The organism is Enterococcus sp. AZ156, from assembly GCF_051714165.1.
GTDB lineage: Bacteria > Bacillota > Bacilli > Lactobacillales > Enterococcaceae > Enterococcus_B > Enterococcus_B pernyi.
The window spans coordinates 1,948,171-1,970,506 of sequence record NZ_JBIORI010000001.1 but is presented as its reverse complement, the minus strand read 5'-3'; the positions used below and the strand labels follow the sequence as shown (position 1 = coordinate 1,970,506).

General features: G+C 39.0%; 18 protein-coding genes. 14 read left to right on the top strand and 4 right to left on the bottom strand.

Annotated features, from left to right (window positions below):
* The first annotated feature begins 132 nt into the window (after positions 1-132).
* The 9 genes from IGJ95_RS09325 to IGJ95_RS09285 all read left to right on the top strand — a co-directional run bounded on the left by IGJ95_RS09325 (position 133) and on the right by IGJ95_RS09285 (position 11,028).
* Positions 133-933, top strand: a complete 801-nt coding sequence (locus tag IGJ95_RS09325) for an SDR family oxidoreductase (protein WP_010735016.1) — start codon at positions 133-135, stop codon at positions 931-933.
* 16 nt (positions 934-949) lie between these two features.
* Positions 950-2,812, top strand: coding sequence for a BglG family transcription antiterminator (locus IGJ95_RS09320; RefSeq protein ID WP_153830223.1), 1,863 nt, complete (start codon positions 950-952; stop codon positions 2,810-2,812).
* Positions 2,809-3,291, top strand: coding sequence for a transcriptional regulator GutM (locus IGJ95_RS09315; RefSeq protein WP_010735018.1), 483 nt, complete (start codon positions 2,809-2,811; stop codon positions 3,289-3,291). The genes IGJ95_RS09320 and IGJ95_RS09315 overlap by 4 nt, the downstream gene beginning before the upstream one ends.
* A complete protein-coding gene (gene srlA / locus IGJ95_RS09310) occupies positions 3,291-3,845 on the top strand; it encodes a PTS glucitol/sorbitol transporter subunit IIC (RefSeq protein WP_153830222.1) in 555 nt (184 codons plus the stop codon). Before IGJ95_RS09315 ends, srlA begins: the two co-directional genes overlap by 1 nt.
* 15 nt (positions 3,846-3,860) lie before the next feature.
* Positions 3,861-4,868 (top strand): PTS glucitol/sorbitol transporter subunit IIB, encoded by a 1,008-nt coding sequence (gene srlE, locus IGJ95_RS09305; RefSeq protein WP_010735020.1) that lies wholly within the window; start codon positions 3,861-3,863, stop codon positions 4,866-4,868.
* 16 nt (positions 4,869-4,884) lie between these two features.
* A complete protein-coding gene (locus tag IGJ95_RS09300; protein WP_010735021.1) occupies positions 4,885-5,241 on the top strand; it encodes a PTS glucitol/sorbitol transporter subunit IIA in 357 nt (118 codons plus the stop codon).
* A gap of 37 nt (positions 5,242-5,278) precedes the next feature.
* Positions 5,279-5,983, top strand: a complete 705-nt coding sequence (locus IGJ95_RS09295) for a fructose-6-phosphate aldolase (protein WP_153830221.1) — start codon at positions 5,279-5,281, stop codon at positions 5,981-5,983.
* 598 nt (positions 5,984-6,581) lie between these two features.
* The gene (locus tag IGJ95_RS09290) at positions 6,582-7,889 is read left to right on the top strand and encodes an FAD-dependent oxidoreductase (protein WP_232092500.1); all 1,308 of its coding nucleotides are present in this window, start codon (positions 6,582-6,584) and stop codon (positions 7,887-7,889) included.
* On the top strand, positions 7,855-11,028 hold the full coding sequence (locus IGJ95_RS09285; protein WP_438761775.1) for an LPXTG cell wall anchor domain-containing protein: 3,174 nt from the start codon (positions 7,855-7,857) through the stop codon (positions 11,026-11,028). The genes IGJ95_RS09290 and IGJ95_RS09285 overlap by 35 nt, the downstream gene beginning before the upstream one ends.
* Positions 11,029-11,365: 337 nt before the next feature.
* On the opposite strand, the gene IGJ95_RS09280 is transcribed toward IGJ95_RS09285, so the two are convergent.
* The 4 genes from IGJ95_RS09280 to IGJ95_RS09265 form a co-directional block, all read right to left on the bottom strand.
* Positions 11,366-12,022 (bottom strand): YitT family protein, encoded by a 657-nt coding sequence (locus tag IGJ95_RS09280; RefSeq protein WP_010735027.1) that lies wholly within the window; start codon positions 12,020-12,022, stop codon positions 11,366-11,368.
* 112 nt (positions 12,023-12,134) lie between these two features.
* Positions 12,135-13,721, bottom strand: a complete 1,587-nt coding sequence (locus IGJ95_RS09275; RefSeq protein ID WP_023519959.1) for a response regulator — start codon at positions 13,719-13,721, stop codon at positions 12,135-12,137.
* The gene (locus IGJ95_RS09270; RefSeq protein ID WP_438761773.1) at positions 13,714-15,162 is read right to left on the bottom strand and encodes a sensor histidine kinase; all 1,449 of its coding nucleotides are present in this window, start codon (positions 15,160-15,162) and stop codon (positions 13,714-13,716) included. Before IGJ95_RS09270 ends, IGJ95_RS09275 begins: the two co-directional genes overlap by 8 nt.
* 8 nt (positions 15,163-15,170) lie before the next feature.
* Entirely contained in the window at positions 15,171-16,136 is a 966-nt protein-coding gene (locus tag IGJ95_RS09265) for an ABC transporter substrate-binding protein (RefSeq protein WP_153830218.1), read from the bottom strand.
* Between the two features lie 273 nt (positions 16,137-16,409).
* Between IGJ95_RS09265 and chvE the strand changes: the two genes are divergently transcribed.
* The 5 genes from chvE (at position 16,410) to IGJ95_RS09240 (ending at position 22,083) form a co-directional block, all read left to right on the top strand.
* Positions 16,410-17,453, top strand: a complete 1,044-nt coding sequence (chvE, locus tag IGJ95_RS09260; RefSeq protein WP_226075794.1) for a multiple monosaccharide ABC transporter substrate-binding protein — start codon at positions 16,410-16,412, stop codon at positions 17,451-17,453.
* A gap of 294 nt (positions 17,454-17,747) precedes the next feature.
* The gene (mmsA, locus tag IGJ95_RS09255) at positions 17,748-19,280 is read left to right on the top strand and encodes a multiple monosaccharide ABC transporter ATP-binding protein (RefSeq protein WP_153830216.1); all 1,533 of its coding nucleotides are present in this window, start codon (positions 17,748-17,750) and stop codon (positions 19,278-19,280) included.
* Positions 19,280-20,482 (top strand): multiple monosaccharide ABC transporter permease, encoded by a 1,203-nt coding sequence (gene mmsB / locus IGJ95_RS09250; RefSeq protein ID WP_023519955.1) that lies wholly within the window; start codon positions 19,280-19,282, stop codon positions 20,480-20,482. The genes mmsA and mmsB overlap by 1 nt, the downstream gene beginning before the upstream one ends.
* Before the next feature lie 12 nt (positions 20,483-20,494).
* Positions 20,495-20,818, top strand: a complete 324-nt coding sequence (locus IGJ95_RS09245) for a PTS sugar transporter subunit IIB (protein ID WP_062804969.1) — start codon at positions 20,495-20,497, stop codon at positions 20,816-20,818.
* Positions 20,819-20,994: 176 nt separating this feature from the next.
* Entirely contained in the window at positions 20,995-22,083 is a 1,089-nt protein-coding gene (locus IGJ95_RS09240; RefSeq protein ID WP_062804970.1) for a GntR family transcriptional regulator, read from the top strand.
* Positions 22,084-22,336 lie beyond the last annotated feature (253 nt).

Genomic DNA, 22,336 nt, shown 5'->3' with positions numbered 1-22,336 from the left:
AAATAAAAAAAACATCACTCATAAAAAGACATTAAGTCAGATTTTTTTTGGAAATTCAAAAAAAGTCTGACTTAATTATTTTCTTCTACGTAGCTATACTGAAAGCGTAAACAAAAAAAGGGGGGATAGCTTATGACAAATTGGCTGAACATTGAGGGGAAAACGATTATTGTAACCGGAGGATCTTCTGGTATCGGGAAAAGTATCGTAGAAAGTCTATTGGAACAACATGTCAATGTAGCAAATTTTGATATTAAAGATTCGACACTTAAACATCAACGATTATTATTTGTAAAAACCAATATAACATTACGACAAGAAGTAGAAGCTGGAGTTGCAAAAGTAAAGGACCACTTTGGTACGATAGATGGTTTGGTCAACAATGCAGGCATCAACATTCCACGCTTATTAGTGGATAAAAAGCAAGCGCATGGGAGATATGAATTATCCGAGGAAGTATTTGACAAAATCATCGCAATCAATCAAAAAGGATTATATTTGATGACTCAAGCAGTAAGTAGAATCTTAGTTGCTAAAGGAGAAGGAGTAATCATCAATATGTCTTCTGAATCAGGACTTGAAGGTTCAGAGGGGCAAAGTGCGTATGCGGCAACGAAAGCCGCTGTCAACAGCTTTACTCGATCTTGGGCAAAAGAGTTAGGAAAATCAAATGTTCGGGTAATTGGGATCGCCCCAGGAATCATGGAGGAAACCGGACTACGCACACTTTCTTATGAAGAAGCCTTGGCCTATACTCGTGGCATCACGATTGAAGAGCTTAGAGCAGGTTATGCCAAAACGAGCACGATTCCATTAGGTCGAAGCGGGAAATTAAAAGAAGTCGCTGACTTAGTTAGTTACTATCTATCTGATCGTTCGAGTTATATCACTGGAGTAACCACAAATGTGGCCGGAGGAAAAACTAGAGGATAAAAAGTGGGGGAAGTAAATGACGGTGGTGAACAGATGGTATCAAATTCTACAATTACTGGTTACCCACAAAGAAATGAGGATCGGCAGTTTGAAACAACAGCTGAATACAAGTACGCAAACGGTAAAAACCAGCATTGAATCTTTAAACGAAGAATTGATTGGAATTGCAGAAATCGTTCAACATAAGAATGATTTTCATATCGAAATTGAAAATTTTGAAAAATTTGATTTGATAATGAACGGCAGTTTGAGGCGGAAGAGCGATTTTAATTCTTGCAGTAAAAGAGTTTTCTTTATCGTCAAGAAGCTGATCGAGCAAAAAGATTTTTTGCTGATCGATGATCTGTCAGAAGCATTAGGGGTCAGCCGAAGTACTGTCGTTAAAGATCTACGAGTGATGAAAAAACTGATTTCCTCTTTTAATGTCGAAGTGATTGGAACGCCGAATCGTGGACTGCGTATGCGTGGAGAAGAACTGGATCTACGACTGTTACACCTTCATTATGTACAAGAATATTTTGCCGAACGTCCATTATCAGAACGCACACAAGATTTCGTAGAACACGTAGTTCAAAAATTTAATTTACCTAAAAATCAGGGCTTTCTTTTGAAAAAAACGATTTCTATTACAATGAAACGACTCCTTAAAGGAAATATACTGGTAGATTTGCCAAATGAATATATGGACTTTATGACGAGTCATCCTGCTTTTGTCGAATTGATCCATCATTTGGAATATGAATATAGCATCACATTAAGCCAAACAGAACAAGCTTTTCTCAGTTTTCCTCTTAATATAAGTGCTATTGCTGGCATGGATAAGTCTACTATTGATGAGCAAAAAATCGAACAGTTATTTCAACAAATGATAGAGACAATTCATCAAAATTTACTAGTAGAATTTGATGAAACCTTCTTAGTCCATGAAATAAAAGAGCACTTCATTTACATGCTCAATCGTTTGATTTTTCGAATAGAGCTTCAAGATCTGTTCTATGGTGAAATCGAATCCCAATATCCTCTAGCCTATGAACTGGCAAAAATTGGTCTACAGCAGATCGGGGAGCAGTTACAACGAGTGGTTCCGACTGTTGAAATCAGCTATATTGCCTTTTATTTTGAACTTGCATTGAGGAAACAAACCAGTAACAACGAACACAAAGAAATTGCAATCGTCTGTAATACCGGAAAAGGAACAGCCTTGATTATTCGCCGTCAATTGGAACGGGTTTTGGGTCCGCAAATCAGCATGGTCCATTTTTCTGAGGAGGAGTATCAGCAGGAAGACTTAGACCAATATTTTGCTGTTTTTACAACCATTCCGCTGAAAAATGTAAAGAAACATACCCCAATCATTCGATTGATCAATCTATTCAACGAAACTTGGTTGCAAGAAGAGTGGCGTAAAGCAGAAAAGTTGAGAGCCGCAAACGTTCATCACTTAAAATTAGATTTTGAGATTTTAAATGAAAAGAAACCCTACAAACAAAATCTTGATCATATGCTTGAATCTCTTGAGAGCAAAGGCTTAGTCGATCAAGAATTTAAGGAGCAACTGTTTATTAGAGAAAAGTTAAGGAGTACGATTTTTGAATATGGCATTGCTTTTCCTCATGCTATCAATAAAAAATCGGCTGAAATTATTTTATCAGTGGGTATCTTTAGGAAAGGAATCTCCACGATCAACGGACAAGTACAAGTCGTCTTGTTGTTAGCCATTCCACAAGATCTAACGATGGAAAAAGAAAAAGAATTGCTAAAACTGTATGATCAGCTTTTTGCTGTTATTGGCGATCCTGAATTTAGAAGTGAACTATGTCGTTTGGATGATTTAGTTGGGTTACAAAATTGGATGATACGAAAGGGGGTCATAACATGAATTTCATATATATATTCGGCGCATTTGCACTTGTTGCTTACGGACTGCAAGTAATATTTGGAATGAAACAAATCAAGCACTTTAATCAAATCTATCTAGAAATGCGCAGAAAAGGGAAGGTGGCTATCGGTCGTCGATCTGGAAAAATCAAAGCAGGAACGATCGTCATGTTTGCTGTCGATCAAAAAGGGATCATTATTGATGCGCGAAAGATGCAGGGCGTGACTGTTCTAGCAAAATTTCGTCTATTGCCACAATATATCGGAACAGATATCCACTACATCGACAACTATCATCCTTTGGTACGAACAGAAAATAAATTGGTGCAACAAGCAATGGCAAATGCCAGAGAAATCTATTTGCGGGTAGAACTAGGCAATTATCAAGAAGAATCGCTACCTTCCCCACTTACGATGCTTGGCATTCAATTCAGTTTATGGAAAAAACAATACCTATCAAAAAAAAGGAGTGTTGAATAATGGAATATATCACAAAATTTGCGGAAGGCTTCATCGGTTTATTTGAAACGGGTGCGGAAACTTTTATATCTTGGATGACTGGTATCGTCCCTGTAGTGTTGATCCTAATGGTCGCAATGAATACACTGATTGCTTTCTTAGGTGAAGAACGAGTAACTAAAGTTGCCAAACTATCAACGAAGAATCCCGTCACAAGATATTTGATCTTACCTTTTTTATCTGCCTTTATGTTGGGGAATCCGATGTCTTTTACATTGGCTCGCTTTTTGCCTGAATATTACAAGCCAAGCTATTATGCTTCTCAAGCACAATTTTGTCATACGAGCAATGGCGTCTTTCCCCACATCAATCCGGGTGAATTATTTGTTTGGTTAGGAATCGCCCAAGGAATCACAACCTTAGGATTAAATTCAATGGAATTAGCTGTACGTTATATGTTTGTCGGAATTCTTATGAATTTTATTGGTGGTTGGGTGACAGATTTTACCACCGCATATGTTTGTAAACAACAAGGGGTTACCCTGAGTAAAACAGTAGAAACAGCGACAGAATAAGGAGGAAGTGAGAAAATGAGCTATCATAGTATTCGAATTGTTAGAGGAACTGGTGGGTTCGGAGGGCCATTAGTGATCACACCAACAGAAGAAAAACACAAATTCATTTATATTACTGGTGGGGGAGAAAAGCCAGCAATCGTCGATAAAATTGCTGAATTGACAGGCATGGAAGCAGTCAATGGCTTTAAAACTTCTATCCCAGATAATGAAATCGCTTTAGCAATCGTTGATTGCGGAGGAACGTTGCGTTGTGGGATCTATCCAAAAAAAGGAATACCTACGATCAATGTCGTACCAACAGGAAAAAGCGGACCATTAGCACAATACATTACAGAAGACATTTACGTCTCGGCAGTAGGGATCAATCAAATCACACTGACTACTGAAGAAGGCACAGTCGGTCAATCTGATAACATAGAAAATAAGCGTGTAGCAGCACGTGAATATAAATACGATACAAGCAAAAAAATTACTGAACAAAAAGCTGAACAGCAGAATTTTATTGCAAAAATCGGCATGGGTGCAGGAAAAGTAGTGGCAACTTTTAATCAGTCCGCGCGCGAAGGTGTACAGACGATGATCAATACGGTCATTCCATTCATGGCATTTGTTTCTTTGTTGATCGGGATCATACAAGGATCTGGTATCGGTAATTTCTTTGCCAATATTATGGCACCTTTAGCAGGGAATATTTGGGGGTTGATGATCATCGGTTTTATCTGTTCTTTACCGTTTCTTTCTCCATTATTAGGACCTGGGGCAGTAATCAGCCAAGTCATCGGGACACTGATCGGGGTGGAGATCGGAAAAGGCAATATTCCACCACAGCTTGCTTTACCTGCGTTATTTGCCATCAATACTCAAAATGCTTGTGATTTCATCCCTGTCGGATTAGGCTTAGAAGAAGCAGAGGCTGAAACAGTAGAGGTTGGCGTACCTTCCGTTTTATATTCACGCTTTTTAAACGGTGTACCTAGGGTGTTAGTCGCATGGATAGCAAGCTTTGGAATGTATAGTTGAATCTAGGAGGAAAAAAATGTCAGTTTATTCAACAAAAGTCACTTCGATTGGCGCTGAAGCTACGCTCTTTAAAGAAGAGAAGCTCGTGATACTATTTGGAAAAGATGCACCCGATATGCTATCAGCCTATTGTTACCATATTGAACTTCAGCCAATCCACGGAGAGATCAAAGTAGGACAACAGCTCTTCGTCGATGAGACAAGCTATCGCATCACGTCTGTCGGAAGTTTGGTCAATGATAATCTAAAAGAGCTTGGACATATCACAATTAAATTTGATGGAGCGGTAACACCTGAACTTCCAGGTACTTTATACGTCGAAGGAAAAGAAATCGTTGAGATTGGTATCAAGACTAAAATCAGTATTAAGTAAAATACAGAGCAACATATCTGTTGAAAGGATGAATAAAATGGAATTTATGTTAGATACGATCAATATTGAGAAAATTAGTTATTACCAATCGATCCTTCCGCTATCTGGAGTAACGTCGAATGCTTCAATCATCAAAAAAGAAGGAAAGATTGATTTGTTTGCTCACTTGAAAGAAATCAAGAAGCTCATTGGAAAAGCAAGTTTACATGTACAAGTAGTTGGAGAAACAACGGAGGAAATCTTAACTGATGCCCAAGTAATCATGGATCACCTTGGTAAGGATATCTTCATTAAAGTACCAGTAAACGAACCAGGACTGGCTGCCATCAAACAACTGAAAGCCAAAGGAGCATATGTCACTGCAACCGCTATCTACTCTGAAATGCAAGGATACTTAGCAATTGCCGCAGGTGCCGATTATGTGGCACCTTATTATAACCGTATGGAAAATCTGAATATCGATGCTGTTGCTATTATCAAAGCATTAGCAATGGAAATCGAACGAACGCAATCTCAGAGCAAGATCTTAGCTGCTAGTTTTAAAAATGTTGCACAAGTCAATCATGCTTGTCGCCAAGGGGCGCACAGTATTACTGCGTCACCAGATATTTTTGCACAAGTATTCGGTATGCCTTCCATTCATAAGGCAGTGACAGATTTTAGGAAAGATTGGGAAGAGACATTCGGTGTCAAAGATGTGAAAGCATTAGCAGCAACAGGGGCGATAAGTCCTACTAAATAAAAAAGAATAAAGAGTCATGGAATGGTTGATCGATCCGTTCTATGGCTCTTTTTTAAATAACGTTATATTTATTATATTCATCCATAATCAAATAGTCACCGTGTAGTTAAACCAACAATGGAATGGGAACTTCATATGTCCGTCTACATATAGTTGATATCGTAAAAAATTATTTTTTTATGACATTCAACAAATAAGCATATCTACTTTATGACTGGATGTTTACTAAAAAAATGAACGGTATATTTCATCCGTTGAAGCAAGAAAGATTATATTCTTTAATATACCGATTTGAATAAATGGAAGAGGAAATAGTTGCTTCATTGCGTCTTAGTGGTTAGACCTTTATAACTGACAACTAGTCTTTCTAAGTGATATAATTTATATAAATAGTAGATTAAAAATAACCTTATGTATATTTTATAGCATGCTTTTATTAATGAAGGAGGCAGTTGATGAGGATCATAATTGTTGGAGGAAACCACGCGGGGATTGCCGCAGCACTTCGTATTCGTGAGGAATATCCAGACGATGAAGTAATCGTATTTGAAAAAAAGATGAAATAACATTTGTCTCCCAAACAATCCCATTATTTTTGATGGGACATCAAGATATCCACTCCCAAGCAAATTATGCAACACCGCATGAAATTATTGCTCAAGGAGTGGATTTACGCATTCAAAAAGAAGTAACCAACATCGATGCGAAAAAGAAGACGTTGAATTTTAGAAATGTGTTAAGTCAACATGAGCACGAAATAACTTATGACCGATTGATCATGGCTGCGGGCTCGTATCCCAACCTTCCTCCAACTGGCGGAAAACTGAATGAGACACTTTTTCTTTTGAAAGAGCGTAAGGATGCTGAAGCAATTGAAAAATTTATATCAGAAGCCCATCATGCGGTAGTGATTGGCGCTGGACTGGTCGGTGTAGAGATTGCTCGTATCTTAGCTCAACGAAAAATGAAAGTCACTTTGATCCAATCAAATGCAAGAATCCTTGACAAATATTTGGATGAGAATGCCGCAATCGAAGTAGAGAAGCAACTAGAAGAAGAAGGTATCCAACTATTACTAGGTACTAGAGTGACAAGCTACCATACAATTGATAAAAAAATCTGGAGTCGACCTAAAATCGAAGTTGAAACTTCTTCTGATTTGACTATCCGTGCAGATGGCGTCTTTGTTTCTGTTGGCTTCCGACCAAATTCGTTCTTATTAGCTGGACAAGTCGAAACCGGTGACCGTGGAGCAATCGTCGTTGATAAGTACATGTATACAACAGATGATTCGATTTTAGCGATAGGGGATTGTTCTACGACTTATATGGACTTGACCAAAGAAAATATTTATAATCCTCATGCTTCCGATGCTTTTCGTCAAGGACTGATCGCTGCTGTCAATATCCACGAGAAAAAGCAAGAAGTAGCAATGACCACAGGGACTTATAAATTCAATATGGATGGATTTACCATTGCGAATACTGGGATTACATTGAATCAAGCAAGAAAATTCGGATATGATGCAGAAGAAGTACACTACCAGAATCGTTATCTAGAGCGTGGCGGACAGCTTGTGCATGAATCGATTGTCAAATACTCACCAATTGAAAAAGGCAGAAAAAATCATTATTCAAGTATTTATCTAGTTTATGAGAAGAAAACAAAAAAAATCTTAGGATTGCAGGTTCTAGGAACAGTTGATATTTCTCAATATGTCAATATCATCAGTTTAGCAATCCAAAAAAATGTGACCGTGCCAGAAATTGAATTTACGGATTTCTTTTATGAACATGGCTACAAGAATCCTCTAGGTTTTACAAAAATATTAGCCTCTTTAGTTAGGGAAAAAGAAAGAGAGAGTGGTCGTGATGGCAAAGAAGAAAGATCAAATGAAATTAAATAAACCAGATAAAGAGATGTCAAAAAAACAAAAGCGAATGATTGAAGCTGGCGCACTGTTGACAGTAGGTGCTGGTGCATTTATCGGTGGCGTCACGATTCCAAATCTTTCTGCCTCTGCAGACAGTTCCTCTTTGTCCGAAAAGCGACTTGTTGAAGATGAGACCATCCAAGATATTGAACATACTTCTGTGGATGAATTGAATCAATCCTTACAAAAAGGTCAAAGTAGCAGTGTGAAGACAAATACTGGCTTTGTAGCTAAGTTAATGGATCAACTACCAAGTAAAGAAAAACTTTCTTCTATGTATGAAGGAGAAGGGATCAAAGTCAGTGATAGTCATACGGCATATGATATCCAACAAATTCTAGGAATCAAAGATGCGGACGTTTATTACCAAACTTCCACTTTATCTACAAGTGATGCGCAAGTAATGAAAATGTCAAGCTATCGGCAATTGATCCAAGCAAATCCGAATGTGAAGGTAACTTCACAAGATAATTATAAAACGGTCTCTCCTCATTTATATGAATCCAAAGAAAAGGCTTATGAAGATTCTGCAAACTGGAAAGATTCAAAAGTAGTTGCAAGTACGAGAGAAAAATCCTTAAGTTTCTCATCTAAAACGAAACCTGAAAGCACCAACTTTACCGCGGATGATGGTGCAGTATTAGGAAATATGAAAATCGATACAGGCTTTTCTTTGAACGTGAAAGCAGAAAATGGCCAAGCAAAATTAACAGATGAAATCAAAAGCGATTTTGAAGATGCAATGGAGAAGAATTTTTCCATCACTTATGAAGGTAGTACCTATTATGCAGTTTATCATGATGAGTCTATTTCTACCGACCATGGTAAAAATCAAGCAGATGGTTATTTCACATTTTCTTCGTCGACACATGGATTGCCTTTAGAGATCAATGGTCATTACTTGGTCTCATCTGTTCAGTTCGGTAGTACAGTTGACAGCTTAAAAACGTCTTTATCCTTGCACGGTGTACGGAGTTTTGAGAACACAGATTCTTGGTTAAATACAGATGAATCCAATATCAATGTAAAAGTAAATTTCGTTGATCAATTAGCGGATGAAAATACAACTTACTATGAAATCCAAGCAAAAGATCAAGTGATCGAGTCATTGAAATATGAATATGTGACCGTTAGTTTAGATGAGCAAAAAGCCACTGATTCAACTACAGCATACGCAGATGAGATGTCGATGCCAACGTATAGTGGTTCTCAATCAGGTATTAGTCCTGGGGGAGCAGTTGATGGTAATCTCGCAGAAGACGCAGCTGGATTAGCAGGATGGAATCAGACAGCGACGTTTTCTGGTGGTGGATATGGCGGACACACGATTACAGCGAATTCGGCAGTAACTGTGAAAACAGGACAGGTTTCTCAGACAAACTTTTCTTCAGTTATAAGTACGGTCAATATAACAGTAGACGGTGTGTCTTATAATCAGTTTGTTGCTCAACCAATCATGGTCAATGGGGTTCAGTATGCTGGTTATTTAACTGGTGCAAACGGAAGCGGCAGTGATTTTACGATCGTTGTGAAAGATACGAACTTTAATATCTACCAAATCGGGGGAGAATTTGCTTATATTTCTTCCTCAATGACGGATATGGCTTCACCAGATGCAACAACACTGGATGCAACCAACCCACAAGTGACCCCAGGAACAACTACACCAGAAGTCGATCCAGGCACAGGTGGCGGAGAAACTACTGATCCAGGCACAGGCACGCCAGAAGTCGATCCAGGCACAGGTGGAGAAACCGATCCCGGAACGACAACACCGGAAGTAGACCCAGGCACAGGCGACGAAACCGATCCCGGAACGACAACACCGGAAGTCAATCCCGGAACGGGCGGCGAAACTGACCCAGGTACAACAACGCCGGAAGTCGATCCCGGAACAGGTGGAGGCGAGACTGATCCAGGAACAGGCGGCGAAACTGATCCAGGAACAGTCACACCAGAAGTAGACCCAGGCACAGGTGGCGAAACTGACCTCGGCACAGGCACACCAGAAGTAGATCTCGGAACAGGTGGCGGCAAAACTGATCCCGGAACGACAACGCCGGAAGTAGACCCCGGAACAGGTGGCGGCAAAACTGATCCCGGAACGACAACGCCGGAAGTAGACCCCGGCACAGGCGGCGAAACTGATCCAGGAACAGTCACACCAGAAGTAGACCCAGGCACAGGTGGCGAAACTGATCCAGACACTGGAAAGCCGGAAATAGATCCAGGAACGGGCGGAGACGAGACTGATCCAGGAACAACTACGCCAGAGGTAGCCCCCGGCACAGGCGGCGAAACTGATCCAGGCACCGGAACGCCGGCAGTAGATCCAGGAACGGGCGGAGGCGAGACTGGTCCCGGAACGACAACACCGGAAGTAGCCCCCGGCACAGGCGGCGAAACTGATCCAGGAACAGTCACGCCAGAGGTAGACCCCGGAACAGGTGGCGAAATTGATCCAGGAACAGGCGGGGAAACCGAGCCAGGAACAGGCACGCCAGAGGTAGACCCAAGTACAGGAGGGGAAACCGATCCAGGAACAGGCACACCAGAAGTAGACCCAAGTACAGGCGGGGAAACCGATCCAGGAATAGGCACGCCAGAGGTAGACCCAAGCACAGGCGGAGAAACTGACCCAGGAACAGGCACACCAGAAGTCGATCCAGGTACAGGAGACGGCGAAACCGACCTAGGCACGACAACACCAGAGGTAAATCCAAGAACCGGTGGTGGAGGAACTGATTTAAGTAGTACCACAACAACTGAGACTACCGATACAGATAATCAAATTGTAAGAACCCAAGTACTAAGTGATAACAGCTCTAACGATGGATTATCTAGTAATAACCAAACGAATGACCAAACGACTAACACACAAGGAACAAGTGACTCTGAAGATGTTTCAGGTAAGCAATTACCTAAGACTGGTTCAACTTCAGGGATTTTTGGAAAATTTGTTGGTGGAATACTTGTTGCTTTTGCGGGATTCTTTGGACTATTCAAACGTAAACGTCGTGAATTACAAAAGGATGAAGATCGTGTCGAACGTGTGATCAAAGAGGAAGATGAAGAACAAGAAAATAAAGAGGAAAATAAGGATAAAAAGTAGAAGATAAGATACAATAGAGTACTTTTACCTCGATAAGCAAGAAATCGAAGCATAAGTGCTTAGCCTCGAAAAAAAGGCACCATCCACGAAATTTGTTTTAGTGGATGGTGCCTTATTTCCAATGATGTTACTTTTGTTTCTGCTGTTTATTCGGTTTTAGGTGTGTGATAGGACTAATGTCCAGACACTTTATTTGGAAGTGGTCATTTTGATTCAACTCATTCCAACTAAAGAATGGATAAAATAAAACGATAGAAAACAACCCATGAAACCCCGAAAATAGTTTCCTATTTTTGGATTTCATGGGTTGTTTTCTAATAGCTATTAGTTACAATGCTTATTCTGCTAGATTTTTATTAGGTTGTTCATCTAGAATAGGCGAACTCTCATTCACTAAATCAATCGGCTTAATAGCTAAAAATTGAGTTTGAAATTGTAATAGTTTTTTCATGAAAAATGAAATGAGATAAATAGAGATGGCAGAGATAACCGCTTGTCTTATCCCAAGAATCACAAGGTTTAGAGCGATGATCACGGTATTTGTCAGTAAAACGCCTAGAGCATGTTCGATCCCAAAATATTTTTTGAAAATCAATGGGGGAACCGTAACCCCGCCGTTTGACGCGCCGATTTGATAAAGAATGAATATTCCAAGACTAAATAGAAAACTGCCAGCGACTAAGGCGATTGGGAAATGTTGGGTGATTACCAAAGCCGGTGTGTACGCTAAAATAATCGGAAATATCAAACTACCTATCAGAGTTTTAAAAAAAACTGCTCTTTCCAGAAAGATAAAAGCTAAACACAGCATCGCTAGATTGATTGCCCAAACAATCAATGTCCGGTCGATCAGCAAGACCATTTCTAGAAGAAAACCAATTGATCCTACGCCTGCTGAAGCAATTTGATGTGGAAGCAAAAACATATTTAGTCCCACAGTAATACTAATGATTCCAACAATAATCACAGGTAATTTCTTTATTTCTGCTTTCACACGCGTATTCCTTTCTTTTTTCACTATTTCTATAATTATAGCAAGTAGTCCAGTTAAGAAAGTAACAACTTTTTCAGACTAAACTGAAAAAAATACTCCGCGACTTTGTTGCTTATTTGTTGACTAGATAATTATTTTCTTGTAAAGAATGTGTACGATTTTTTTTCATTTTTCGATACTCTTTTGGTGAGATTTTTTCTTTTCGCTTAAAAATAGAACTAAAATAATTTGGATCATTGTATCCCACTTCTGAGGCTATGACAGATAGTTTTGAATTGGTTTCCCGCAAAAGTCGCCTAGCCATGCTCAATCGTTGTTCAGTAAGATAGTCAATAAATGTTTGTCCTATTCCTTGAGAAAAAATCGTACTGAAATGTGAGCTGCTCAAATGGACATGATTAGCCACTTCTTTAAGAGAAAGCTCTGGTTCAAAATAGTGGTTTTCAATATACGTGATGGATTGTTCGAGTACTTCTTTATATTGATTCATGTGATTCTCAAGTACCATTTCTTTTAAAAAGTAAATCATTTGTTCAAGGTATTGGATGAAGAGAGGCCTCTCTGACAGAATGTTCGGAATTTCCTCTGTAGTGGTAAAAGAAACGACTTGATTGGTTTGGTTTTGACGTATCGTTACTAATTCATTCAACTCATTGATGATCAGATGCCTAACGAGAAGTGGATCGGCATGTTGATTGGTCTGTTTGACCAACTTCTCAACAAACGAAGAAATTTCGCTTTTTCTTAGTAAACGAATGGATTCTTTTAGATCAAAAGATTGTCCGTAATTGCCAAGCTTTTTTTCATAATCTAAATAAGAAAGAATTTTTATTTTAGGATCGATCTTCAAGTAACTGAGCAAATGAACAGCAGTCTGATAACTATGTGGAATTTCGCTGATTCGTTTCACAGGATATCCGATTGCAATAACTAAATCATCTGTTGTATGCCCTAATGTTTTGTGAGAAAGCAATGCAACCTGATTTGCTTTTTTTTGTAATAGATCTTCATTTGGATCAAAAATCAATAGTTTGATAAATCGTGAAGAAAGGGAAGAAAAAAGTATTTGTTTATCGTGATCGAATAGCTCAGCCATCTTTTCATGAAAAATATCATAATCTGAAAAAAATTTATTTGTATGATTTGCGATCAAAAGAACCATATATTTATTTCCGGCGATTTCACGTTCAAGTTTTCGACCTTCTTCAATTGCTTCTGAAAGTAGTAACTGATTATTGAACAGGGCATTCAAGTAGAAGTTTTTTTGTACTTCTAAGGAATAGCCATTTGTTTCTTTAGACTGTTTCAATAAGGAGTCAGCTTCTAGTTTTTGAATGATTTGTTCTAGGCTTTTTTGTAGTTCATTAGGTTTGATCGGTTTTAACAGATACTCGGCTACTTGAAGTTGAATCGCAGCTTTTGCATACGTAAATTCATCATATCCACTAATAAAAATGATTTGGATATCAGGCAAAAGTTTTTTTACTTCATTGGCTAATTCAATCCCATTCATAAAAGGCATACGAATATCTGTCAATAAGATATCTGGTTTCTGCTCGGCAATCATTGATAAAGCAAGTTCGCCATCGCTGGCATCTTCAATAGAGCCCAAAGGTAAAAAGGTTGAAAATTCAGTGATCATCCTCTTCAATGATTCGCGAATCAAATGTTCATCTTCTGCAATAAAAATTTTATACATTTGCTTCATTCCTATCTATATTTTTTGTAGGGACAACGACATGGATGAACGTTCCATGATCGATCCGACTAGTAATCTTGATACTTGCATCGGTTCCATAGTATAAAAGCAAGCGTTTGTTGACATTAAAGAGTCCATATCCTTTATGGAAATTAGTATCTAGACCATCTGCGAGTTCTTGGTTGATCTCCTCTAACTTGGTTTCAGTAATCCCTTTTCCGTTATCAATGATCCAAAAATGGATAAATTCTTCTTGGTCTATATACGCTTTTACGATGATTTTTCCTGGCCGACGTACCAATTTGGTTCCATGATAGACCGCATTTTCAATCAATGGTTGAAGAATCATTTTCAATATTGGATGATTATTGACTTTTGGATCAATGGTTAATTGATAAGATAATTGGTCTCCATAGCGGATTTGCAAAATCTTCAGGTAATTGTCGCAATGTCGAATTTCCTGTTCGACTGGTATCCAGTCTTTTCCTTGGCTTAATGAAATGCGGAAAAAGTCAGATAAGGCATATGTCATTTCTTTGACTTTTTCAATTTGACCCATTTCTGCCAAGACCAAAATGGCATCTAAACTATTATAAATAAAATGGGGAATGATCTGAGCTTGTAGTGTCCTGACTTCACTTTGCGCAAGATTATATTGTTTCAACGCATTTTCCTCTAACAAAATCACTAAGTTATCAGCCATATCATTCATGCTATTACTTAATTTTTTCAACTCATTATTTTGTGGAGTTTTGATCCGATGATTTAAATGTCCTTCTGCTAAAGCATCAGCCATTTTGATCATTTCATCCATAGGCTGTTGAATTTGGTACATCATTTTCATGTTGAACTTTCTTGTCATTAGGAAAATCAGCGCGATAATAACAGCCTCGATGGTGGAGAGAATCACCAAGGAACTGCGAACTTCTTCACTTTTTACGGAAGCTGTATCGATTTCGATTTTGACAAAATCTTGTAAGATGTCATGGGCAAGTTTGACCGCAGATTCAACATGTAACATCAATGCTTGATTCTCTGCGAATGTTTCTTTTTGATGGATATTTGCAATGATTTTGTCTAAATAGTCAGAAACATTATCAAGGGAGCGCAAAACGATATTGAGTGTTGCTAATTCTTGTGAGTTTTGAGTGCTGACCTTGATTGCACTGATTTCTTCTTTGATGCGATTGATCTGGTTGCTCTTTTGGAATTCTTCAGGTGTGATCTGTCCATAAGTTAATCCAAGAGCTTCTTCGATGATCGTTTCTTCTACATTACTGGCGATTTGATTAGCAATCGAGATATTATGGATACTTTTTTCATAGGAAAAAAGATAATGTGTATAAAGTGCAATGCTAATGATCAAAGGCGTGATTGCTAAAGATAACATGAGCCAACTTGTATGTCGAAGTAGTACTTTAATGCTTTCGTTCTTTTTCATTTTTCCTCCTAATATCCCCGCGGTGGGATCGTTGAAAAATCATTTTGATCTGAGAACACCGTATCAGAAACGTAGATGTCTTCTGGAATCGCTTTTTTTTCGAAGTAGCGTTTGACTGTATTGGCTACTAGTTCACCCATAAAAGGATTGCATTCTACCACACAGTTGACCTTTCCTTTTTTTAATTGATCAATCATCTCTTTTTGTGCATCAATGCTGACAATCACAAAATTCTTTTCGAGCTTTTTTTCCTTGATCGCATCTAAGGCACCTAGTGTCATTTCATCATTGTGAGAATAAATGACATCGATTCCCTCAAGTTTTCCCTCATCAATGGCTTTTGAAAATTGTTCTTTGGCTTTTAAGCGAATATAGTCTCCGGTGATCACTAGCCTGACATGGATTCTTGGGTCGCGACCGATAGTTTCTAAAAAGCCGTCTGATCGCAAACGAGTGGGAGATGTGTTTTCTGAACCACGTATCTCAAATACTTGGATCGATTCTTGTGTTTTTTGCTGGTAATGATTGGTGACGTAGAGGCCAGCTCGACTACCTTGTGCTTTGAAACTTGAACCAATATGGGTCAAATAGAGATCTTGTTTTTCCGTTGTGATGTTACGATCAACGATGATGACTGGGATATTCGCTTCTTTGGCTTCTTCCAAAACAGAATCCCAGCCAGTTTCTTCGATAGGAGATAACACGATCATATCGACTTGATAGGCAATAAATGTCATCACATCTTGTATCTGTTGTTTTGGATCAGAGTAACTATTTCGGTGAAGGACTTGGAAATTTTGTTTTTCCAGTGCTTTTTTGATGGACTGATTTTGAACTTTGCGCCAATTACTTTCAGTGCCAGCTTGAGAAAAACCAATAGTCAACTCATTTTTTGTAGGCTCAGTAGAGTTGAAAGCACACCCAGTCAACAACAGGCAAAAAGCTGCCAGAATAAAAAAACTTTTGTTCTTCATAATGAATCTCCCCTTTTTCTATATCATATAGCGTTTTCAAATTTCATATTAGCATGTTTGTCAATTTCGTAAGAAAATCAAGAATCGTCAAAAGAAAATGAAGAAAAATCAAAAGTTTACATAAATTTGCGAGGGAATTTATAGAAACACAGAAAAATAATCAATGAAAGCGTTTTATATTTCAACTATGATAAATTCATCAAATAAGTATTTGGAGGGACACACATGAAACGAGTTGGGAAAAATTGGTTGGTAGCAATTGTTTTTTTATTAATGTCAGTGACAGTATTTGCTGGTTGTAGCAATGGCAGTGCAGCCGGAGATGAAAAAGGCTTCGTAGGTATTTCGATGCCAACAAAATCTGCAGAGCGTTGGATCGCAGATGGCGACAATATGGTCAAGCAACTAGAAGAAAAAGGCTACAAAACGGATTTGCAATATGGAGAAGACAAAGTAGAAAACCAAGTGGCGCAAATCGAAAATATGATCACAAAGGGAGTGGATACGTTGGTCATTGCTTCGATTGACGGTTCAGCATTGACAGATGTCTTAGAAAAAGCACATCAGGCGGATATCAAAGTCATTGCGTATGACCGTTTATTGATGAACTCTGAATATGTCGATTATTATGCAACATTTGATAATTTTGGTGTAGGTGTTTTACAAGCTTCTTATATCGAAGATAAATTAGACTTAAAAGATGGTGCTGGCCCATTTACGATCGAATTATTTGGCGGTTCGCCTGACGATAACAACGCATTGATCAATTACAATGGTGTGATGTCGATTCTTCAACCTTATATCGACAGCAAACAATTGAACGTCTCATCAGGTCAAACGAAATTCAATCAAATCGCGACGCTTCGTTGGGATGGCTCAACTGCACAAGCACGTATGGATAACTTATTAAGTGCTAACTATACAGATGACCAACTAGATGCAGTTCTTTCTCCTTACGATCCAATTAGTTTAGGGATCATTTCTTCCTTAAAAGGAGTAGGGTATGGCTCAGCCGACAAACCACTTCCAGTTATCACAGGACAGGATGCAACGATTGCTGGAGTGAAATCCATCATTGCAGGAGAGCAAACACAAACGATCTTTAAAGATACACGGGTGCTAGCTGATAATACGGTAGAGATGATCGAAGCAATCAACAATGATAAAGAAGTGCCGGTCAATGATGAGGAAACCTACGATAACGGTGTGAAAGTCATTCCGACTTATCTAGCTAACCCAGTTTCTGTAGATAAAGAAAATTATAAACAAGAGCTGATCGATACTGAGTATTACAGCGAAAGTGATTTAGGCCAATAAGAGGGCTTTGGAACATTTGTCCTCTTGTACTCCTTAGAACCGAATAAACGGTGTTTAGAAGCTGACCTTCAATATTAAGCAAAAAAACGGGAAATATAACCAACTATTTTTCAATTTTCTCTCTTATTGCTAAGTTCAAAACGCTTCTGGCACAACCTCAATAAACAGTGTTTCAGTAGTAGCTCCTTCAAAAACAAGCGTGAGATCTCAAAATTTGAAGAACAATTTTCAGTTTTCGCGCTTATTTTTCGAAGTTGAGCGCTACTATCACACCCTCGATTAGGAAGTGAAAAAATGGCAGATTATATTTTAGAAATGAAAGAAATCATCAAAGAATTCTCTGGTGTTCGTGCGTTGAACAATGTCAATCTCCGCATCAAACGTGGAGAGATCCACGCCCTTTGTGGCGAGAATGGTGCAGGAAAATCCACGTTGATGAATGTGTTGAGCGGTTTGTATCCTTATGGCAGTTATTCAGGCGAAATCATGTATGACGGTGAGGTATGCCAATTCAAAAATCTTAGAGATAGTGAAGCGAAAGGGATCGTGATCATCCACCAAGAATTAGCCTTGAGTCCTTATCTATCCATCAAAGAAAACATTTTTTTAGGGAACGAACAAACAAAACATGGCGTGATCGACTGGAACTTGACGGAACGAAAAACAGAAAATCTACTAAAAACAGTGGGCTTGAAAATCAATCCAAATACCTTAGTTTCACAAATCGGTGTCGGGCATCAACAGTTGGTGGAAATTGCGAAGGCTTTTTCTAAAAATGTTCGATTACTCATATTAGATGAACCGACAGCAGCACTGAATGAAGAAGAAAGTGCCAATCTTTTAGCCTTGATCAAGGAGTTTCGCAATCAAGGGATCACTTCGATCATCATTTCGCATAAATTGAATGAAATCGTTGCGGTGGCGGACAGAATCACGATCTTACGAGATGGCCAAACAATTGAAACGTTAGAAAATACAGCAATCAGTGAAGAACGGATCATTAAGGGGATGGTTGGTCGTGATTTAACGAATCGTTATCCTGATCGTCATCCTGATATCGGCGAGGTTTATTTTGAAGTCAAGGATTGGACGGTCCATCATCCATTGACCACCGACCGAATCATCAATGATCATATCGATTTTTCGATTCGACGAGGAGAAATTGTTGGTATCGCCGGATTGATGGGGGCAGGACGAACTGAATTTGCCATGAGTATTTTTGGTCGATCATATGGAAGCAATCTCAGCGGTAAGATTTTTAAAGATGGAAAAGAATTAGTGATCAAAGATGTTTCTCAAGCAATTGATCATGGGTTGGCGTATGTGTCCGAAGATCGTAAGTCTGTTGGCTTGAATCTTTTGATGGACATCAGAGAAAATACGACGATTGCTAGTCTCAAAAAAATTAGTCGAAGTGGTATTTTAGATCAAGAAAAAGAAGTGATCGAAGCAGAAAACTTCCGGAAAAAAATGAGGACCAAAGCCACTAATGTGTTCCAAAACGTTGGTAGTTTAAGTGGTGGGAATCAACAAAAAGTCGTTTTAGCTAAGTGGTTGATGACAGAACCGGAAATTTTATTTCTGGACGAACCGACTCGTGGTATCGATGTCGGGGCAAAGTATGAAATCTACACGATTATCGAAGAAATGGCTGCCTTAGGAAAATGTGTCTGTATCATTTCTTCTGAACTACCTGAGATCATCGGTATGTGTGATCGGATCTATACCATGAATGAAGGGAAAATGACGGGAGAAGTGCTTAGAGAAGAGGCAAATCAGGAGTTATTGATGAACCTGATGACAAAAGAAGAGGAGGCAGTGGGCTGATGGAAAATGTCACAAAAAAAAGTCAGGAAAAAAAAGCTTGGAATGTAAAAGAAAAGATATTAGATATCTTTAGTAAATATAGTATGGTCATTATTTTGGTTGCTTTATTGATTGCTTTTCAACTAATGACCGGCGGGATCTTTTTAAGACCGCTGAATATAACGAATATCGTGTTGCAAAACAGCCATATTTTGATTTTGGCTGCGGGAATGTTGTTGGTCGTGCTTTTAGGCTACGTGGATCTATCGGTAGGTTCAGTCATGGCATTTGTTGGAGCGATGGCCGGTATGTTGATGGTCAACAACAACATCAGTCCATGGCTCGCCGTTCCTTTATGTTTATTAGTCGGTGGGGTGATCGGCGCATGGCAAGGCTTTTGGGTCGCTTATGTAGGGATTCCGGCGTTCATCGTGACACTTGCCGGTCTATTGATGTTTCGTGGTTTGACACAGGTTGTCTTAGGAGGGCAATCTTTAGCGCCTTTCCCTGGAGGTTTCCAAAAAATCTCGACGGGGTATTTACCAGATATCTTTGGTGTTCCTGGAATGCACTTATTGACGTTGATTTTAGGTGTCGTATTAGCTGTTAGTTTAGTATTTGCTCAATGGCGTGCGAGAGCGCGAAGAAAAGAAAATTTATTTGAAGTACCATCAATGAACGCATTCTTGATCAAAGCGGCATTGACGATCGTTCTTGTCTTAGGATTAAGTTATATCTTTGCTTCCTACCAAGGATTTCCAGTAATATTGATCATTTTAGGTGTGATTGTTGGGATATATGGATTTTTGACCAATCGGACAGTTGCGGGACGACAAATTTATGCCACAGGTGGTAATTTGAAAGCTGCTCAATTATCTGGGATCAAGACGAAGAAAATCACTTTTTGGGTATTTGTGAATATGGGCGTCATGGCTGCTTTAGCAGGACTGATCTTAGCCGCACGTTTAAATGCTGCTACCCCACAGGCAGGGACTTCGCTTGAATTGGATGCGATGGCTTCTGTCTACTTCGGAGGAGCTTCCACTTCTGGAGGGATTGGAACGATCACTGGAGCAATCGTCGGTGGCTTAGTCATGGGCGTGCTGAACAATGGGATGTCGATCATGGGTGTTGGAGTAGACTGGCAACAAGCGATCAAAGGCTTGATTTTGTTGCTTGCTGTCGTATTGGATATTTACAATAAAAAACGCAAAATTTCTTAAGGTGGTGAACGGATGGAAACGACAGAGGAAAAACGGATATTATTGATTTGCACCGCTGGGATCACTTCAGGTCTGCTAGTAAAAAATATCCAAAATGCAGCAAATGAAAAAGGTGTACCTCTACATGTATACTCTGCACCAGCAATCGTGGCAGAGCAGGCGATCCAAAACCAGCAGATTGACGGACTGATGATAGGTCCACAATCAGAATATGAAGTGGAACGATTAAAAGATTTTCTAACGGTGAAAGCTGTTCCTTACAAATTGATTCGTAAAGAGGATTACGAAACATTTGATGGAGAATCTGTCTTAGCAGATATCTTACAATTCTTTTGAAATCACTTGAACTAAAAGCTGAAAAAAAGCAGTTGTTCCTTACAAAGCGCTAATAAAAAGAAACTCGTAGATATTTTTTCGTGTTAACAAGCCTTTCCAAAACAAGTTGTGCTACAATGATATCAAATAATTGTTCGGACAACTTACGTCGGAGTGAAAGGATTGGCAAAGTAACCATGGATAAAACAAAATATCAAATGATCGCAGATGAGATAAAGGATAAGATCATTGACCAAATTTTCAAACTAAATGAACCGATACCACCTGAACTCCAATTACAAAAAGACTATCAAGTCAGCCGTCATACGGTAAGACAAGCGATTGGACTGTTAGTCAATGAAGGGTATCTGCGTAAAGAGAAAGGCTCTGGAACATATGTCGATGACGCGTATAAGAAAACATCAGAAAGTAGAAAAAACCAAAAAACGATTGGCGTCATCACGACGTATTTATCGGATTATATATTCCCCTCGATCATCCGAGGAATTGAAAAAGCGTTGAGTGAACAAGGCTATTCCCTCTTACTAGCCAGTACGAATAATGATCATCAACAAGAAAAAAACTGCTTGGAAAAAATGTTGCAGTTTGGTGTAGATGGCTTAATCGTAGAGCCGACAAAAAGTAATGAATACAATCCGAACCTTGCGCTCTATGTCAGATTGAGAGAACAAGGGATTCCGATGGTCATGATCAATGCTGTCTATGAAGAATTAGCGGTCGCCTCGATTTGTGTCGACGATGTAAAAGTTGGCTTTAAAGGGACGGAGTATTTGATCCAGCAAGGACATCAGCGATTACTGTTCATCACGAAAATCGATGATTTACAAGGGAAATATCGGATGAAAGGATTTATTCAAGCGTGCGAAGCCTACGGTATCCAATTTTCGCCGGAAGATATCATTACCTACACGACTGATTCACGTGGGAAACTAGGTGAAAAAGTCCTCTTACAGCTAAAGGAATCGGCAAGCACCGGCATCATCTGTTACAACGATCAAGTTGCTAGCCAGTTGCTTGATGAGGTGATCGCAAAGGGTTATCAAGTACCTCAGCAATTGTCGATCATCGGAAATGATGATTCCTCGTTGAGTCAGATGGGCGCAGTGAAACTGACCACTTTAACTCATCCAAAAGAGCGGATGGGGAAAGATGCAGCAGAATGGATCATTCACACGATCCAAACGGGCAATCAAGGAGAAAATATCGTCTATGAACCTAGTTTGGTGATCAGAGATTCAGTAAGTGCAACAAAGAATGGCGAGTAGCTGAGGGAAAACGATAAGTGTACCAAATACGATAAAAATTTATTTAATGAACATTAGTCAATGTCTAGCAAGATTATTTGCTCTTAAAAAGGTAAAGAGGAGGAATTTACTCTCTTTGCCTTTTTTATATGATAAATGTGAATTTATCAGGAAAAAGAAAAAGGATTTATGTACGAACAAATAACTATGTTTGCGTTGACATGTACGTACAAAAAGTTTTATACTGTAACTATCATAAAGAGAAACTAAGGGG

Coding starts and splice junctions, on each gene's coding strand:
- IGJ95_RS09290 (WP_232092500.1), top strand. CDS start 6,582: ATGGGACATCAAGATATCCACTCCCAAGCAAATTATGCAACACCGCAT.
- mmsB (WP_023519955.1), top strand. CDS start 19,280: ATGGAAAATGTCACAAAAAAAAGTCAGGAAAAAAAAGCTTGGAATGTA.
- IGJ95_RS09275 (WP_023519959.1), bottom strand. CDS start 13,721: ATGTATAAAATTTTTATTGCAGAAGATGAACATTTGATTCGCGAATCA.
- srlA (WP_153830222.1), top strand. CDS start 3,291: ATGGAATATATCACAAAATTTGCGGAAGGCTTCATCGGTTTATTTGAA.
- mmsA (WP_153830216.1), top strand. CDS start 17,748: ATGGCAGATTATATTTTAGAAATGAAAGAAATCATCAAAGAATTCTCT.
- IGJ95_RS09245 (WP_062804969.1), top strand. CDS start 20,495: ATGGAAACGACAGAGGAAAAACGGATATTATTGATTTGCACCGCTGGG.
- IGJ95_RS09240 (WP_062804970.1), top strand. CDS start 20,995: ATGGATAAAACAAAATATCAAATGATCGCAGATGAGATAAAGGATAAG.
- IGJ95_RS09320 (WP_153830223.1), top strand. CDS start 950: ATGACGGTGGTGAACAGATGGTATCAAATTCTACAATTACTGGTTACC.
- IGJ95_RS09300 (WP_010735021.1), top strand. CDS start 4,885: ATGTCAGTTTATTCAACAAAAGTCACTTCGATTGGCGCTGAAGCTACG.
- IGJ95_RS09270 (WP_438761773.1), bottom strand. CDS start 15,162: ATGAAAAAGAACGAAAGCATTAAAGTACTACTTCGACATACAAGTTGG.
- IGJ95_RS09295 (WP_153830221.1), top strand. CDS start 5,279: ATGGAATTTATGTTAGATACGATCAATATTGAGAAAATTAGTTATTAC.
- srlE (WP_010735020.1), top strand. CDS start 3,861: ATGAGCTATCATAGTATTCGAATTGTTAGAGGAACTGGTGGGTTCGGA.
- IGJ95_RS09265 (WP_153830218.1), bottom strand. CDS start 16,136: ATGAAGAACAAAAGTTTTTTTATTCTGGCAGCTTTTTGCCTGTTGTTG.
- IGJ95_RS09285 (WP_438761775.1), top strand. CDS start 7,855: ATGGCAAAGAAGAAAGATCAAATGAAATTAAATAAACCAGATAAAGAG.
- IGJ95_RS09315 (WP_010735018.1), top strand. CDS start 2,809: ATGAATTTCATATATATATTCGGCGCATTTGCACTTGTTGCTTACGGA.
- chvE (WP_226075794.1), top strand. CDS start 16,410: ATGTCAGTGACAGTATTTGCTGGTTGTAGCAATGGCAGTGCAGCCGGA.
- IGJ95_RS09325 (WP_010735016.1), top strand. CDS start 133: ATGACAAATTGGCTGAACATTGAGGGGAAAACGATTATTGTAACCGGA.